The 16,904-nt window shown below is 42.3% G+C and carries 14 protein-coding genes and 1 CRISPR repeat array; of the genes, 10 read left to right on the top strand and 4 right to left on the bottom strand.

Annotation, left to right across the window (positions count from 1 at the left end):
* The first annotated feature begins 3 nt into the window (after window positions 1–3).
* Together cmr6 and ACQQ6X_RS07105 are read left to right on the top strand one after the other, a co-directional pair.
* Entirely contained in the window at window positions 4–837 is an 834-nt protein-coding gene (gene cmr6 / locus ACQQ6X_RS07110; RefSeq protein ID WP_305164741.1) for a type III-B CRISPR module RAMP protein Cmr6, read from the top strand.
* A gap of 5 nt (window positions 838–842) precedes the next feature.
* Complete coding sequence (locus ACQQ6X_RS07105) at window positions 843–1,835, top strand: DUF6602 domain-containing protein (RefSeq protein WP_305164740.1); 993 nt, start codon at window positions 843–845, stop codon at window positions 1,833–1,835.
* A gap of 1,085 nt (window positions 1,836–2,920) precedes the next feature.
* Here ACQQ6X_RS07105 and ACQQ6X_RS07100 read toward each other — a convergent pair.
* Window positions 2,921–3,136 carry a helix-turn-helix domain-containing protein gene (locus ACQQ6X_RS07100; RefSeq protein ID WP_014282582.1) on the bottom strand — a complete coding sequence of 72 codons (216 nt, stop codon included), beginning with the start codon at window positions 3,134–3,136 and terminating at the stop codon, window positions 2,921–2,923.
* 172 nt (window positions 3,137–3,308) lie between these two features.
* On the opposite strand from ACQQ6X_RS07100, the gene ACQQ6X_RS07095 reads away from it, so the two are divergent.
* The 6 genes from ACQQ6X_RS07095 (at window position 3,309) to ACQQ6X_RS07070 (ending at window position 13,273) form a co-directional block, all read left to right on the top strand.
* A complete protein-coding gene (locus ACQQ6X_RS07095) occupies window positions 3,309–3,680 on the top strand; it encodes a hypothetical protein (protein ID WP_305164739.1) in 372 nt (123 codons plus the stop codon).
* 32 nt (window positions 3,681–3,712) lie between these two features.
* Window positions 3,713–3,958 carry a hypothetical protein gene (locus ACQQ6X_RS07090; protein WP_305164738.1) on the top strand — a complete coding sequence of 82 codons (246 nt, stop codon included), beginning with the start codon at window positions 3,713–3,715 and terminating at the stop codon, window positions 3,956–3,958.
* An 84-nt stretch (window positions 3,959–4,042) separates the two neighbouring features.
* A complete protein-coding gene (locus ACQQ6X_RS07085; RefSeq protein ID WP_017428207.1) occupies window positions 4,043–4,156 on the top strand; it encodes a putative holin-like toxin in 114 nt (37 codons plus the stop codon).
* A 725-nt stretch (window positions 4,157–4,881) separates the two neighbouring features.
* Window positions 4,882–5,246: a CRISPR direct-repeat array (repeat unit 33 nt; unit sequence TGTCGCACTCTATATGAGTGCGTGGATTGAAAG).
* A gap of 644 nt (window positions 5,247–5,890) precedes the next feature.
* A complete protein-coding gene (locus ACQQ6X_RS07080) occupies window positions 5,891–7,357 on the top strand; it encodes an Ig-like domain-containing protein (protein ID WP_305164737.1) in 1,467 nt (488 codons plus the stop codon).
* Window positions 7,358–7,572: 215 nt separating this feature from the next.
* Window positions 7,573–8,451, top strand: coding sequence for a hypothetical protein (locus tag ACQQ6X_RS07075; protein WP_305164736.1), 879 nt, complete (start codon window positions 7,573–7,575; stop codon window positions 8,449–8,451).
* A gap of 229 nt (window positions 8,452–8,680) precedes the next feature.
* Window positions 8,681–13,273: a fibronectin type III domain-containing protein gene (locus ACQQ6X_RS07070; protein ID WP_305164735.1), complete on the top strand. Its 4,593-nt coding sequence runs from the start codon at window positions 8,681–8,683 to the stop codon at window positions 13,271–13,273.
* 50 nt (window positions 13,274–13,323) lie between these two features.
* Here ACQQ6X_RS07070 and ACQQ6X_RS07065 read toward each other — a convergent pair whose 3' ends face one another.
* Window positions 13,324–13,791: a discoidin domain-containing protein gene (locus tag ACQQ6X_RS07065; protein ID WP_305164734.1), complete on the bottom strand. Its 468-nt coding sequence runs from the start codon at window positions 13,789–13,791 to the stop codon at window positions 13,324–13,326.
* Window positions 13,792–14,081: 290 nt separating this feature from the next.
* On the opposite strand from ACQQ6X_RS07065, the gene ACQQ6X_RS07060 reads away from it, so the two are divergent.
* A complete protein-coding gene (locus tag ACQQ6X_RS07060) occupies window positions 14,082–14,453 on the top strand; it encodes a hypothetical protein (protein WP_264215992.1) in 372 nt (123 codons plus the stop codon).
* Window positions 14,454–14,561: 108 nt separating this feature from the next.
* Here ACQQ6X_RS07060 and sigK read toward each other — a convergent pair whose 3' ends face one another.
* Window positions 14,562–15,263 (bottom strand): RNA polymerase sporulation sigma factor SigK, encoded by a 702-nt coding sequence (gene sigK / locus ACQQ6X_RS07055; RefSeq protein ID WP_013372224.1) that lies wholly within the window; start codon window positions 15,261–15,263, stop codon window positions 14,562–14,564.
* 262 nt (window positions 15,264–15,525) lie between these two features.
* Here sigK and ACQQ6X_RS07050 point away from each other — a divergent pair, with 262 nt between their 5' ends.
* Window positions 15,526–15,981, top strand: coding sequence for a DUF523 domain-containing protein (locus tag ACQQ6X_RS07050; RefSeq protein WP_305164733.1), 456 nt, complete (start codon window positions 15,526–15,528; stop codon window positions 15,979–15,981).
* A 108-nt stretch (window positions 15,982–16,089) separates the two neighbouring features.
* On the opposite strand, the gene ACQQ6X_RS07045 is transcribed toward ACQQ6X_RS07050, so the two are convergent.
* Entirely contained in the window at window positions 16,090–16,839 is a 750-nt protein-coding gene (locus tag ACQQ6X_RS07045; protein ID WP_305164732.1) for a YdcF family protein, read from the bottom strand.
* Window positions 16,840–16,904: the final 65 nt, after the last annotated feature.

The following is a 16,904-nucleotide window of genomic DNA, read 5'->3' as shown; positions in this document are numbered from 1 at the left end:
AGGATGTTGAATGCATATCTTGCGATTACCAAACAGGCCACAACGGATTCAAGCACACACAAGATAACACTCTGTCAGGCTATACAGGATCCCCCGGACAGAGAGAAAGATAAAGGGGCACTGTACAAACAGGTTATCCAAGAGCATAAATCTGCCTGGCAATTAAAAGGACAACAGGAATGGTATCAAGCGCGTTTTGACCAGTATAAGCAAGCACTGGCAGCAAATTTAAGTCTGTCCCGCATAAATGAATTTGTGCTGGAAAATGTCTCACCGCTGCTGATTGGTCATGGAGGAATTTCGGCATTGGAGACTTCGCTTACGCTACACCGAATCTATGGGGTTCCCTATATTCCCGGCAGTGCAATCAAAGGGCTGGCAGCACATTATTGCCACCATGTATTAGGAAAGGAAAATTCCGATTTCCTCGCAGACCATACTTATTACACAGCACTGTTCGGCTCTCAGGATCAGGCGGGCTATATTTGTTTTCACGATGCGTGGGTATCTCCCCATATGGTCAGTAATGCACTCATGCAGGATGTAATGACACCGCATCATCAAGCCTATAACGCCATTCAGCTACAGAAACTTGATCCAAAGACGAGTGCTGCACCGCGCGATGACGACGACCCTAATCCGCTTCCATTTTTGGCGGTAGCTTCTTCTCACTTCCGTTTCATGCTTACCTGTGCTATAGACGGATTGGATGAGGTGCAAACCAAACAGTGGCTCGACATCGCAGAGGAAATTGTAGTGCATGCGCTGGAACATGAAGGGATTGGCGGTAAAACGAATGCTGGCTATGGACGTATGGTCAGGGTAACAGGGGAGTGAACCGAATGTCGAGAAAGAAATGTTCTCATAAAACAATCAAGCAGGAGATCAAAGAGGACGCAGTCAAAGCGATCCAGCAGATTTCCCAAAACTATATTCATTTGGAAAAAAGCATTACTAGTCAGCTTAACATGGCGGTAGAAAGACATCATGTGACCAGTGGAACCTTTCGTGAAGATATTTGGAAATCGCTGTTCGAGCAAATTATTCCTCGTAAGTTTTCCATTGAACAATCGGTATTTCTTATTGACTCACACGGGCATGTCTCGAAAGAGGTGGATCTGGCCATTTTTGATGAACAGTATACCCCTTATATTTTCAGACATGGCCGTATTAAATATATTCCGATTGAAGCGGTTGCTGTGGTTGTGCAATGCAAGAGCAAGAATGTGATGAAAAAAGATATGAAGGTTCTCACGGATTGGTCACGAAGCATTACAAAGCTGAATACTTCACTGAAGTCGATTACGCGTATGTTTAATGGTATCGCTATGGGAGAATATTCATACGAATCAGATGCTAAAGGTAAGCTGCTGTTACCTATGACGAAGGGGAATGAACCTAAACCGGATGAGAGAAAAAAACTGACGCAAACATCTACGCGTCCGATCCAGATATTATGTCATACCCTGAGTAAGAGTTCGACTCGATATATTGAACCTTTTGATATAAATATTCATCCCGAGGGTGAGCGGCTTAAGGTGAGGCTGTCATCTCGTTTGCAGGATCTTGCTTCGTGGAGCGACGCATTAAATCATAAAGAAAACATCAACTACGATGACATAAAAGCAAAATTCAAGGCGGAAAAATCATCTTCTGAGTTGCAGAGAGCTTTACAAATGGATAGCTACCGTGTGTATGAGGATCAAGGAAAGCAACAAGAAATTGCCTTGCTTTCTCTTACCTTCCAATTGAATCAATTGTTGATGCTCATTAACAATCCCATTTTATTTCCACATATGGCCTATGTAAATATGTTTAACAATAACGGTAAATAGGGGTTAATTCGTGCGAACCCTAAGTGCAGATGAATTCCCCGGAACATTCGCACCCCGCGCCAGACAAGGGATTCAATGGTTTTGGGGTAAGGTTTTTACATTTATTGGTGAGTTGAAAAGAGATTCGCAAAAAAACGTTTACAAAGTCTTGCTGGATAAGGCTTTGTAACGCGTGCTGTCGCTCCTTATGTAGGAGCGTGGATTGAAAGTAATGCACGTCCGCTGCCGGCACAAAAATCAGCAAGTCGCTCCTTATGTAGGAGCGTGGATTGAAAGGTCCCCTGACGAGTATTTTTGAATCCAAACTTCGCCGTCGCTCCTTATGTAGGAGCGTGGATTGAAACCCGCAAATGCCCAAAAGCTCTAATGATATCCGTCAAGGTCGCTCCCTATATGGGAGTGTGGATTGTAACTCTTTTCCTGTCTGCTTATTAATGATTCTGATATTGTTGCTCCCTGTATTGAAGTATGAAATTTAAACTCAGCTCGCTATACCCGCATCCGTAAGTTCGTTGCTTCTCACAGGGTGATGTACAGTTTAGACCTTTAATTTGGTGCGAACCCCAAGTGCACATAAAATCCCCCGAACATTCGCACCCCGCGTCAGACAAGGGATACAGCGATTTTGGGGTGAGATTTTTAACATTTATTGATGAGTTGAAAAGAGATTCGTGAAAAAGCGTTTACAAATTCTTGCTGGATAAGGCTTTGTAATGTGTGCTGTCGCTCCCTATGTAGGAGTGTGGATTGAAACTTTTGTCATGGGTTGATCATCCTCACTAATAATATTGTCGCTCCTTATGTAGGAGCGTGAATTGAAAGTATGTATTTCTCATACCGCACATATAGCACAGCTATGACGTTCCTCATTTTTCATTAATATACACAAAAAGGTTTGCCCTAGTACTAGGCAAGCCTTCTTGTGTGCTGGTTGTAAAACGGAAATAGGTTCATAATGAACTAACATTTTTTATATACCTGGAACTGTTCGGAACACCATTTTAAAAAGTGGAACAGGAAAAAGAAGCCCGTTTTGAAAACAGACTCCTTAATGTGTACTCCCACGTTAACATGCACAAACCACGTTATTCTGTTTCTTCAAACTGCATTAACACGGAAATGTCTTTGATCTCCAGAGCATGAGCGATCTTTTCAAGCATAAGCAAGTTTACTTCTTGTCTCCCATTTTTACAAAGCTGTGAAATTCTTGCTTGATTAACACCTGATTTTTCCGAAAGTTGCATTTGCGTCATATTGCGCTCTTTTAACACTTCTTTAAGCCTTATATTTAATTTTAGCAAGAAAAAGAAACCTCCTAAAAACTCATTGACATTATTCATTTATGCGAATAATATAATGCATATACAATTTATTCGCTAATGCGAATATGATATCTACCCAAAGGGATGTATCCAGCATACCCTTAGCTTTGCTATTGCCATTTTACCAGAATTTCAATGGAGGATGGTACCTATGACTGAAAAACTGAAAGCGAATGTGCAAGCGATCAAGGATATTGTACGCATGAATCCGGTGTGGGAGCAGGAAAAGGGAGCGCAGGAAACAGCGGAGCTGCACTACTATCATATTGTGGATGCGCTCAATCGAAAATGGCAGACCATCGGTGTCGATGTTTCGGACGCGATTCAGGTTTTTGAAAGAGGGCATAACGATGCATGGACACGGATTATTGCACTGGCCCCCTGGAACTCGAATCTAACCACTAATGATTTAATTCACCTGCTCAAAGTCAGTCCAGAAGCTGTACAGATTCGTCATGCTATGCAAATCATACTGAATCCGTTGAAAGACGCAATGAGTTCATCCGTCGTATCATTAATGTGAATGATCAGGCAATCCAGAATCTGCTCTACCTAATGAAAGGCGAATACCTACGTTATGAGCAACTCTCGAATGAAACCTTTATGGCTATGTATGCTATAAATCCAGTCGAAGCCTTATCTGTATATTTTCTGGAATCCGTAGATGTCCATATGTACTGGGAATGGTGTGATGCTGGCGGTACAGGCGAGCAGGCCATTCAGTATAAGCAGGAAGATCCTTTTATGACGCTGATTCAAGCGATTGAAAGAGTAGAAAAGGAAATGTATGCCCGTACATAACAATCCATAGGTGTAGTTGCTACGCAGACGACAAAATGGCTTGGGTGGACAGTTGGCTAGTCTCCTGCAAAGGGTGTGAGGGCTGTGGAGGTTAAAGATGCTTTGACATTAATGATGATGTTCGGTACGCTGCTGGTTACGCTGATCGCATTAATTTTCACCATCGTAATTGCATTGAACCAACACAACAGAAAGTAGATGGCCCGCATATAGCGAATTTCAAACCCGTTTGTTACCATTCAAATGGATATGGACCATATATCATAAAGGAAGACATGTATACAAGATGGACATTCAACAAAAGGAAGAAGAGTTGAGAGAAGGGAGGTTCATTTTCATACCTATACACCAAAAGGATCAGGCAATATAGGGGGTAGCTATGAGTATACCTGAGATGTTCATAAGCGTTTCCAGCATATGAGGACGTATTTATTTCGATCTTGAACATTATCGGAAGCATTTTTACCGATTTGCTCGATCAATCTCAATTTTTATTCTCAGAGCACGACGAGCACTGCACTATATTTCTGTCAAGGAAATTCATGAGGGCAATACAATCTACTCCCCTTTTTTGTGCATGTTTACGGGTAATTCGATGTGCTTTATAGTCAAAAAAGAACTATATATAAGTTTATTATATCGTAAAATAAGAGAGTTGTAGTTTTTTTGTGGTAGAATAGTATCTAAATAAAAAGTTGATTGACCTGCTCTTCAAAAATGGAGTGACCATAGGAAAGATGATTCCGTGCGAACCCCAAGCGCACTTAAAAATCCCGGTTCCTTCGCACCTCGAAAATTGTCGAAAAGTATCGAATCGGCTATCTATCCGCAAAAGTCAATAGCTGATTCAAGCTTATTAGGCATCAGTTTTTGCGACAAGTGTGAAATTGATATCGTTAGGGTATGAATTACTACATTTTCGCTGTCGCACTCTATATGAGTGCGTGGATTGAAAGTCTTTCAGGGACTTTTTACCATTAAATTAAACATTGTCGCACTCTATATGAGTGCGTGGATTGAAAGAGCATGCTTAGGCCAGGATCTTTTCCAGACGGATTGTCGCACTCTATATGAGTGCGTGGATTGAAAGATCTAATTGCAAGTCTTGAAGAATTTCATTTGGAGTCGCACTCTATATGAGTGCGTGGATTAAAAGCTTTACCCAACTTAAGTCTGCATAGGCGTATGTAGTCGCACTCTATATGAGTACGTGGATTGAAAGGTCACATAAAAACAATATAGATCTAAATCCTTCTGTCGCACTCTATAGGAGCGCGTGGATTGAAAGATTCCACCACCAGCTATTTTTTTGCTGATTTAACCGTCGCACTCTGTATGAGTGCGACGCATTAAAATCGCGAGCAATTGCAGATTTTATGACTACTTTACGTAGTTACTCTTTTTAAGGGAGTATGACGTATTCTCGCAAAGTATCGATACAAATCTTATTTAACCTGGCTCCCTTTTAAATCAGGAGAGCCTTTTTTAAAACGAGTTTGATATGGCGACAGGTGATATTAATTCCAATCCAATAGATGTTTCCAACTGCGGGATTTATGTTAACAATTATGAGCAAGGAACTACTTCTCTTCCAGAAAACATAGGAGCTCGCAACTCGACCAGAGCTGAAAAGGCATAGGCGCTTGTAGTTCATGCCAAGAAGGGCCTGATATCAAGTCACAGTACCCGCTAGCCGTAATAATGATACATTAAATGTGAAGCTAGGAAGCACAAGTCAGTATTCAGCCGTGTTTATTTACCAAGGATAAGAAAATGGTCTTATTTTCACAGATTACAAATAGAAAATCTTTTGCATAATATATTCCAATAGAATCAAAGATGATTTATGATAGAGCCATACAGCCTAGAAATCGCCCTGGTTTATCCGGGGATAGCGGGAATTCCTTAAACCATTTGAGAGGGGATTTCAGTATGAAGAGGTTCAGAAAGGCTATTTCAGTTATGCTAAGCTTGATGCTACTGTTTGCTTTTGGGATGACTGCAAACGCGAGTCAAGGCACAGAGATGAACAAGGAAAAACAAGCTGTTGAAGCTGATTCCAGTTTTCAGCTAACAACGAATAAAGAAGATGTTATTGAGCATCTAACCAGGGTGGACAAGCCTGAAGGTATTACATCCTCCGTTTATAACATGCAGGAAAATATCAATTTCAATGCACCAGAGACATTCTCTTTGAAAAGGGAGACCCTTCCTTCGCTGAAAGCAAGTCCAACGGTAGCTACAGCTTCCTCTGCTACGTACTCCGGTACGATTACAGAAGAGGGAGGTACACAGTTTTTATACCCGATCTATGTGAAGCCAGGTGAATTGTTGCAGGCACAGTTGGATGGTCCATTTTCAGAACAGCTTGACTATGACTTATATTTGTACGAGTTTGATATGACGACAGGGGATATTAACCCCAATGCTATTGATGCCTCCACCTATGGAACCTATTTTAACAAGTATGAACGTGGGTCTGCATCACTTCCTGAAAACGTAGGAAGCCGCAATGCTACCGGATCTGAGAAAGCTTACGCAATTGCAGTTCATTCCAAAAAGGGATCAAGCATAAATGATCCTTTCTATTTAACCGTGGATGTAAACTCCCAATATGATGCCTATGAACCGGATGAGAGTGCTTTTCATGCCTACAACTTTACATTTAGTACAGGGGGCTCTACCCTTAATTCACGCTCCATTCATTCAGGGATTGACAACGATTGGTATCAAATCACAATTCCTGCGAATCGCAATTATGATGCTCTGAATGTCAAATTAGACAGCACTTCGGAAAGCTACGGTTACAAAGCGGAAGTTTATGGGGCTCTTAGTGGCAACCAAATGGTGCTTTTACCGCAAACCAATCATAATGTTTCCTTGAATACGGGAACCTATTATGTTCGAGTGTACACCACAAATCAGTTTTCAGCTGATCACTTATACGCACTGACACTTAAACCAGTACTTCGGGCTGGAAAAATTGTAATTAACGGTTACGACTCTAAAAACGGTCCGAATGATTATCCATCCTACTCTTACGGTCGTCATTATCGGGTTAATGGAAACACCAACCTGACTGTAAAGGGTATCGTTACTACAACGGATAATTACCCAGTAGCAAATACGCCAGTTAATGTGACATGGTTAAACCAGAACTGGACTGAAAGCAGCGGGAATCGAACTCGTACAGGCACTGGTTATACGGATCAAAATGGAGCCTTTAGTGTGACCCTTTCCCTGCCGCATTCTACGGGAAGTATTGCGGAATACTTGTCGGGACCTATAAGTTTTACACATTACTATGATCTTTCAGGTGTAGCTGCCCAGGTGTCAGGTACTTCGCTTACAGCCACAGATATTGTATATCACTTTGCTTATAGCATTTATGGCGGCTGATGTACTGTTCTATAAAGCAATGACAGCATCAGCTCGTTTGTTTTAACAATTTACATTCACAGAGTCAGGAGCTCGCTACAAAAATTGTTCATTTTTAGGACAAAGCATATATTCATTCCATATATGCTTTGTCCGATATATATAGCAACAGGGTTACATTACAATTATACATACGCCTTAGATTGCCTGTTACAAACATGACAGGAGGAAATAGGATGAATTTTGAACCTCTTAGAGCGCAACAAGCGGTTCTTAGCTCTGGTAGCTTAAGGATAGACCCGGCAAGCAAGCAAGTTCCGTCCCCCCAGCTCCATGAAGAAAAAATCTCCAGGTTCGTCGTTCAGGACACCGTGGAGATCAGTGAAGCCGGTAGAAAGCTGGCTGAAGGGGATATCGTGTCACATGCTGCCAAGTATTTTGGTACAACACAGATCAATGATGCATTAAACCGGGTTTTGGAGGGGCAGCCGGAAGAAGTGTCCAATGCAGTGTACAACATGATTCAATCCAATTTTATTGTCGACGGAACTGTAACGGATGAGAAGCAGCGAGCGGTGTTGCTGGAAATGGGAGTTTCCCAATCCAAGTATATTGCAGATCATTACATGGAAGGCGATAAAGCCAAGGAATTTAAGGAAACCATGAATCAGATAGCTGGGATTGCTCTGACACGAACCATAGATTCAGAGACCGGAGATATTAGCTACACGACTCCAGCAGATCGTCCGATAGGTGCTCCTGAGGACTATGTCAAACTGTCTGAAGTGATGAAACAGGTTGATCCTCAGAAATATACTGCGTACATGAATGACATTAAGGGTGGAGGAAATGGATTAAGCCAGCTGCTAAGTTTTGCGCAAAAGGTTCCTCAAAACCCCGATTGGATTAATAAATACAAGGAACGTACAGGACAGACTGAAGAGCTGTTAAATAAACCACAGTTAACGAAGCGGTTTGACAAAGCGGATACATCCTCAGCTTCCGCGTTTATGAATAGTATGCATGATCTTCTTAAGGAATCTTCTCCTGCTCAGGATGCTTATACGCAGAATATGCGGGGATTTTTTCGGAACTTGGGTGTTCAGGTTGATTAAAACTCCAAAACGATCGCTGAGATGAGAAATTCGAGAATTTATCACAGCTCATTTTGCTGTTCTGTTTACATCCTGCTTGGAACGAAGTATAATAGCTTCAAAACATACTCGTGAACTTGAGGAAGCACCTCAAACTTAGGCATTATTGCCTTCGTTTGAGGTGCTTTTTCTATTTTAGCCCAAGCGAGTACGTAAACTATTGAAAATAAAATAAAGAAAGGAGAAGTGTATGTATCGAAAAAATAAACGAAAGGTTAGAAAGCACGGCAAATGGGTGTATGGAGTTCTGGCTTTACTCCTCTTATTGATGACCATTCCCATATTCCCGCAAAGGGTATCAGCTGCTACCCAAGAAATCATGGGAGGTCCTTTTTGCCAAAACAATTTGCCGGGTGGGGGCGACAGTTGGGGCTCTTGGTCAGGAAGTGGGATAGGAGCAACGGAAGTATACACTGGCACGGGTTCGGCAAGGTATAAATGTGATGGGACTACACAGCCGACAAATCGTTTTATTGATATTGGAAGATCTATTAAGGCTTCGGATTACAGGATTTTTGTTTACATTGAAGGGTCTTATCATACCGATATATATACATCTAACGCTGCTGCAGGTGACAGTTGGAGACCTAACGGTACGAATTTATATACATGGACTAATGTAACGAAGTTCTATGCCAATAGCGATTACCAGGGAAAATGGATAGATATCACCGACTCAATTACATTAAGGGATGTTCGCTATTTCAGAGCGTTGGGAACTAACCAACAGACAAGTAATGAAATATCCAGGTTTGGAATCCGCATTATTCCCAAATTAGACTTGATGCCTAAACCACCCCAGATTCATGCAGGTGCAGAGGGGCAGACGGTTACAGGGTGGACCAGAGAGCCTGTAACCGTGTGGATCAATGGGGATGTAGCTCCCGAAGGGCTAAAGTATTATGAATATAGCCTGAATGGAGGAGCATTTCAGCAATATACCGGGTCCTTCACTGTCTATGATCATGGTATAAATACAATTTATGCCCGAACAGCGGACGTGAATAATCAGTATAGTGGTCTTTCTTCCGCGAATGTACGGATCGACAGGATGCCACCCACTCCCCCCAACATAGACGCAATAGGAAACAGTAATGAATATACCATTTCATTACAACCGGGTGCAGACGATTATTCTGGACTAGCCCATACTCAATTTCGGTTGACTGGCGTTGTAAATCAGGATTGGCGGGAATACGGTGGAGTGTTTCATGTGAACCAGGATGGCAAAAGCACGATTTATGCTCGTTCCATCGATAGCGTCGGTAATGTGAGCCGAGAGGTAAGGAAGGAAGTCACGATTGATAAAAAGGGGCCGACGGCTCCTGTTATACAGGCTAGCGAAACGGGCCCAACGAACCGTGATGTGAATATTTCCATTGAGTCAGGAAGTGACTCTACAAATGGAATTAAGATGACGCAGTATCGTTTGAGTCCAACAGGGGAGTGGCTGACATACAATGGCACTTTTACATTAAATGCAGAAGGGAGTTATGAACTATCAGCGCGGACGATCAATAATTTTGAGGTGTCTAGTCCCGTTGTGACTCAATCAATCATGATTGATCGTACCAAACCAACCCCTCCGAAAGTTACGTTTTCTGAGGTAACGAATCCTACCCGATATATCAATAAACCAGTACAATTTACGCTCTCAGGTGCAACGGATACTACAGCCGTACATTATGAATATCAATTGGGTTCTGACGCTTATGTGCTGGGTTCATCGGGAATATTAAATAGTTCGGGGATTGTAGAAGTAACTGCTCAAGCTGTAGATGCAGCTGGAAATCGAAGCGTTCCGGTGACTGCAAAAACTTATATCGATTTGGAACGGCCGAGCATCCAACTGACACCTAACTCGCGTGAATGGAAAGATACCCATATTGACGTGAGGATACGATACGCCGACCAGCACTCGGGGATTGAACCATCGACAATGCAGTATAAAATTACGAACAGCCCTGATTCACCCGAAAACTGGGAGGCTGCAGCCGGACCAATAGTCGAGCTGGATCTTTCAAATGAAGGTGAATGGTATGTCCATGCGAAGGTGAAAGACCAGGCAGGAAACATGTATGAAACGGTCAGCAGTGTACTTCGTATTCAAAAGCAACCGCAGTCGGTTGTTTTGTCGGCGATTGCTGTACGCAATACAGAGGTTGATTTGCAATGGACTCTACCCTCCGGTCTTAACGATGGTTATGTCTATACAGTTCGGAATCTAACAACAAATGAGGTTTGGGATGTTAACCATCCGACAAACTCTTTTACAGATACAGGGCTACAAGGAGGTCGGGAATATGAGTATGAACTGCGTTGCAGTAATCATGTAGGAGGCAATGCATATTCTAATCGAATCCGTGTATTAACGTTACCTGATGCCCCTGATCAGGTCCAGTTACGACCTGTCTCTCGTTATTCAGCAGAACTCATGGCCGACTTTACGCCAGTTTTTTCAGCTAATAAATATAGCATTACAGCAGCGGACGCAAGCACGGGAGAAATCATATATAAGGATACGGTTACACAGGATGTGTATAACTCAATTAAGGGCATGAAGCCTGGTAAGTATTACGAAGTTTCTGTATCCGCTATAAACGACACGGGAGAGGGGGCAGCAAAACATGTATCTTTTTTAAGTCTACCAGACAGTCCAAGCGGATTCCGAAATGTAACCGTAAAAGAAAATGGAATCGACTTGAAGTGGAATTCTGTAATCACTGCCACCTACTACGCCCTAGAGCGAGACGAGGTTTCGGTTTATAACGATGTGTATACAGAATTCACCGATACTGAGCTTCAGGCGGGAACGGATTATAACTATCGTATATCTGCCGAAAATACAACAGGATTTGGAGATTATGCTCATCTCGGCGTTATAACATTACCAGCTCAGGTAACTACACTTTCAAGTGTAACAAAGGATGTATATTCTGTTGGTGTTGTCTGGCAAGATGTGCCGGGGGCTGAAGGGTACATCTTGAATGTTAACGATGAACCAAACATGCAGATTCCGCGGGGTATCCATTTTTACACTTTTGAAGGCTTGCCAGCAGGCAGGTCTGCCAATATTAAAATTAGAGCTTATAATCGAAGTGGTACGGGTCATGATACATCTATCAACGTATTAACGCTACCTGATTTGGCTGTACAACTTGCAGCTGTAGATGTTCGCGAGCATGATGCCACATTGATATGGACCCCAGCTGATGGGGCAACTCACTATAAGGTAACAATCAACGGTCAAAATTATTATAGTACGGAACCACGGATAGTTGTATCTGGTTTAAAAGGTGGGAAAAACTACGATTTTCAAGTGAGCAGTGGGAACAGCAGTGGTTACAGTCCACCAACGTCAGGTGAACTGCTGACACTTTCCCCCCAAGTACAGAATATCAAAGTTACGGAACTTGGGAATGGACAGATTTCGCTGACCTGGGATGTAATCAAGAGCGCTACCCAATATGCTGTAATCCGCAAAGATACAGGGGAAGTTTTTGACACTAGAAAAGCTCATATCATACTTTCAGATTTTCAGCCTGGTATAATTTACTCGTTTGGTATACAGGCCATGAATACTACGGGAGAAGGTGACATAGCTCCATTTACGTATCGTACATTGCCAGGTCAAATACCAAATCATAGGTTGGTTGTGAAAAGCGTAACGGATACCGATCTGCTTATTACGTGGCAAGAAGCCCCAGGTGCAGATGCTTATAATATCTACAAAGACGAGGTGCTTATCGGTCATACGACTACTCAAGAGTTTAAAGTAGACGGATTAGATAGTTCTACATTGTATCGTATTACTGTGAAGCCAGTGAACACAAGCGGTGAAGGTAAGCGGGCAGAAGGTGAGGTCGAGACGCTACCGTCTCCAGCGTTTGCGTTTTCGAAGACAGAAACAACGAATAATGAATTTATCGTCCATTGGGAGTCAGAACATAAAAATGATATTTTTGTTCTTACTAGTGAAAATGGAACTGAATTATATCGTGGTAAGGATCGAGCTTTTAGCTGGAGACAGTTGAGAGAGAAGCAATTGTATACCGTTCGACTTTGGGCTGAAAATAGCCAAAGAAAACGTACAGAGGCAAAAGCTGCGAGCGGTAAAACTACCGGGAATACTGTGGACATAAGTGGTGGAGCAGGAGGCGCGGGAAGTATAAAACCGATTCAGGCTGTTGTAGAGGAGCCGACAGAAACAGAAACAAAGTTCCTTCAAGAACCAACAAACGAGACAAAGCCAAATCATTTTAGTGACATCGAACGGGTATTTAATAGAGAGAAAATAAATGCGCTTGCCGACTTGGGCATAGTGAAGGGAACATCCAGCATGCTTTTTGAACCGAACAGGCCCGTAACACGTATGGAATTCACTTCGATGCTTGTTCGTTCTCTAAAATTACCGCTCGAAATAGATGTGATTCTAGGCTTCGAGGATATTGATCTATCAGCGTGGTACGTGGACCTCCTCAAAACAGCAATTAAGGATCAAGTTGCCCGAGGTTTTAGCAGCAAAGTGTTTAGTCCAGATCGGGTCATAAACCGGGAGCAGGCCGCTAAAATGGTGAATAACATTATCAAGGCTACACCACAGCAAGAAAGCAGTGTATACTCAGATTCCTCTCAAATTGTAGAGTGGGCCAGGAAGGATGTACTTGGCCTAACCGAGATTAATTTAGTACAAGGATATCCAGATGGCAGCTTCCGTGCCAAACAGCAAGTTACGCGTGCGGAAGCGGCTGAGATGATTTATAATATGCTTCAAATGAAATAACCAAAATTAGGGGGGCGTCATTCAGCCCCCTTTTTGTATTTTGTACTGGCTTATTCCGCAATAGCGGGATTTATATTGGATGCTCTGTAGGCAGGAACACCATTGATTAGCGCGGTTCTTAGTTGAATGTATCGGATACCATAATAGGTGGTTGTATTATTCAATCCAGAGGATAGTACAGCTATTTTATAATATGAAAAAGGAATTTCATTACTAAACTGATAGGTTATTTTTGCAGTGCTTGGCAAAGCCTCGACTTGTCCTAACCTATACCAGTTTTCTCCGTCATTCGAGCCATGAAATGAAAACGAAAGTATAAAAGCGCGAGAAGATGGCTGGGCTAAGAGGATATCATTGATCGTTTTTCCTGTATCTAATTTGAAGATGATTTCTCCACCTTTACCACTTAAGCTGCTCTCCCAATAGAGATTATTATCGATTAAAACATTTTTCGGAAAGGTATTTTTGGTATCTCCATTCGTTGAAACATTATCTTCAGGTATAACTACAGGTTCCATGGAAAACGAATAACTGTCTGGGTTTTGAATGTATTCCTTAATTAAAAAATCATATATGAGTGGCTAACCATTATAATAGCAACCGGTTATTTTATGAACTATACTAGCAATGGACGGAATAAGAACCTACTAATTAAAACTTTAAACGACATAGGAGGAAATAAGAAAAGGGTGCTATTTTCGGGTCTTTAACAAGCTCATTCCAAAGGCTAGGCTAATTTATATCGAAAAAGGTTGAGAGAAACAATATAAATAACTATTTTAGGTGCGAGAAGGAGAATGGATGGAATATGAAAATATACTCCTATTATTTAGCAGATGGCGTATTTCCTTTGGATTGGGAAGTTTGTTTTAATACTGTTGAGGAATACAAAACCAAATTATTTGAGAAGTATACCGCTTCCCAAGAATCCAATGATTTTGTAATAGGTGGATTTCATGTGCTTACTGATAAAATAGATGCAATTCTGAATTATGCTTTAGAGGATTTTCGAAAAGAATTTCCTTATAATTATGAGTTGCGTTGTCCCGCTATGATCTTCCCGTTGCCAAGAGGCGATGAGAGTAATGGTGCTGAGTTCGCTATTATTTTAAAACGAGATGAGGATGGAGATACGATAGTCTATTCCCCACTTCCATTGTCATATTTAGAAAAAAGTTAGTACTTATTTAAGAAAAAAGGAAAGCAAATTGAAATTCAAATCATGAAAAAAGGCCCTGTATAGGGCCTCCAAATAGTCTAGAGTTCTAGGTAGAGATCTGTTTATTCATTATCCCTTCTGCTTGTAAAATTCATGGTACAACTTCATCAATGCACGCTTTTCAATTCGTGACACATACGAGCGGGAAATTCCTAGTTCTCGTGCAATTTCCCGCTGTGTTCGTTCTTCTCCTCCTGCTTCCAAGCCGAATCGGCCAATCACGACTTCTTTTTCACGCTCGTCTAAAATATCCAGATTGCGATAGATTTTACTCTTCTCGATTTTGAGCTGTACCTTGTCTACAATATCGTCCGCCTCGGAGCCGAGGATATCAATTAAAGTAATCTCGTTGCCTTCCTTGTCAGTCCCTATAGGATCGTGGAGAGACACGTCTTTACGTGTTTTTTTCAGGGACCTTAAATGCATCAGGATCTCGTTTTCTATACAACGGGCTGCAAATGTTGCCAGTTTTGTTCCTTTTCCGGTCTGAAAGCTTTCGATAGCCTTGATCAATCCAATGGTGCCGATGGATATAAGATCCTCCAAATCTTCGCCGGTGTTATCGAATTTTTTTACAATATGGGCCACCAGCCTTAGGTTATGTTCAATAAGTGTGTTACGGGAATGTGCGTTGCCTTCGGCAAACAGCTTTAGGTGTCGAGCTTCCTCTTTCTCAGTCAATGGCTGCGGAAAGGCGTTGTTTTTCACGTAGGAAACGAGTAGCGTCAATTCCTTGATGAACAGAGCGATAGCACTAAATAGTCCGGGCACGGATGACACCTCCTGAGGTAGTTGCAAACTTACGACCTTTGTTACTTATCGGGCTTGCGGTCTGTTTATTGTATGTAGGCAGGTGCCCATCCGTGCCTGTACTCCAAAAACAGCTTTGTAACAAATTGCGGGATATCTTTCTTGAGCTGCCTCCAATCCATAAAAAATTCAAAATGTCAGAAGCCATTTCGTATGATGACGCTATGATAAAACTCGTTTATACTTTAATTTACTTAATAGTGATGGATATGAGGTGGAACTAATGATTCTGGTAAGTTCATGTTTGGCAGGCATGAAGGTTCGATACAACGGGACGGATAGCTTGGATGTACATATTCAGAAGTTGGTAGAGGAAAAGAAGGCAATGACGATCTGTCCTGAGCTGCTGGGGGGGTTTATGACGCCGAGAGAGCCTGCGGAGATCGTTGGAGGGACTGGAGAAGACGTGCTGAGGGGCACAGCCAAGGTGATCGAGTTTTCAGGCAAGGATGTCAGTGATATGTACATTAGAGGTGCGCATGAAGCTTTGCATATAGCCAGAGAGGTTAACGCGTCACTTATTGTTTTAAAAGAAAACAGTCCGTCCTGCGGGTCAGCAGCGATCTATAATGGGGCATTCGAAAACCGAAAAATCGCAGGCAACGGGGTAACCTCTGCCTTGTTAAAAAGGGAAGGCTTTAAGGTTATATCGGAAGAACAAGTATCAGAGATTTTCTAGCTGGAGAATATGTAATGGTAAATCAAGCGTCTTGATCGCTTACTAGCTTATAGCTGTGAGCGCAAGACGCTTGTTTGTGTGGTATCCATTTTACACCAGTGTATCACATTATTTCAGCTTTAATGCCAAAATTCCTAAATACTCCTTGAGGGCTGTCCCGGTGGTAGATATGGCCCCAGCCGAAGGAGAGAGCTTGGCGGCATATAGTGACAGCTTTTCACTTGCCAGATAGTCGGTTGGATAAGCTGTCGCTTGCATACCTGCACGCTGAAATTCCAGGGCAGCACGTGGCATATGGAATGCGGAGGTCACCAGGATAGGTTTTGTGAACTGGTGCTGTTTTAAAATTTGCGAGGTATATACGGCATTTTGCTGTGTATTCAAGGAACGGTTTTCAATGAAGATGTCCTTTGCTGGAATACCAAGTCCTAACAGCTGCCTTTGCGCAATATTGGCTTCATTACCACTGTCTCCAAACACTTGTCCACCGGAAAAAAGGATAGGTAGACCTGTTGCTTGATGCAGTCTGGCTGCAGTGAGCAGTCGGTTGGCCGCGGACCCCAGCAGATTACCTTGTCCATTGATGTCGGGAGTTCCCTCTGTAGCTCCGCCCCCCAGTACGACAATAACATCACCTTGAACGGTACGGGGCTGTGGATACTGCTTTTCCAGACTACGGATTAACAAATCTCCAGCCAAATTGGTTGATGATACATACAGCAGCAATGTAACAAGGAGCAGTACGACAGCAGGTTTACGTGCCCGTTTCCATAGCCAGATTACAAGCCCTGCCATCACGAGGATAAACAAACCGGGAGGAAGCACGAAGCTGTATAGAAATTTGATGAAATAAATCAAGTACAGAACCTCCTATCCTTATAGCTTTATCTATTGGATACATTGTAACATAGGCAAATGTTTGG

The organism is Paenibacillus ottowii, from assembly GCF_050516475.1.
Taxonomy (GTDB): Bacteria; Bacillota; Bacilli; order Paenibacillales; family Paenibacillaceae; genus Paenibacillus; species Paenibacillus ottowii.
Note: the sequence above shows the minus strand (reverse complement) of the source record. Positions and strands in the feature narration are given on the sequence as shown.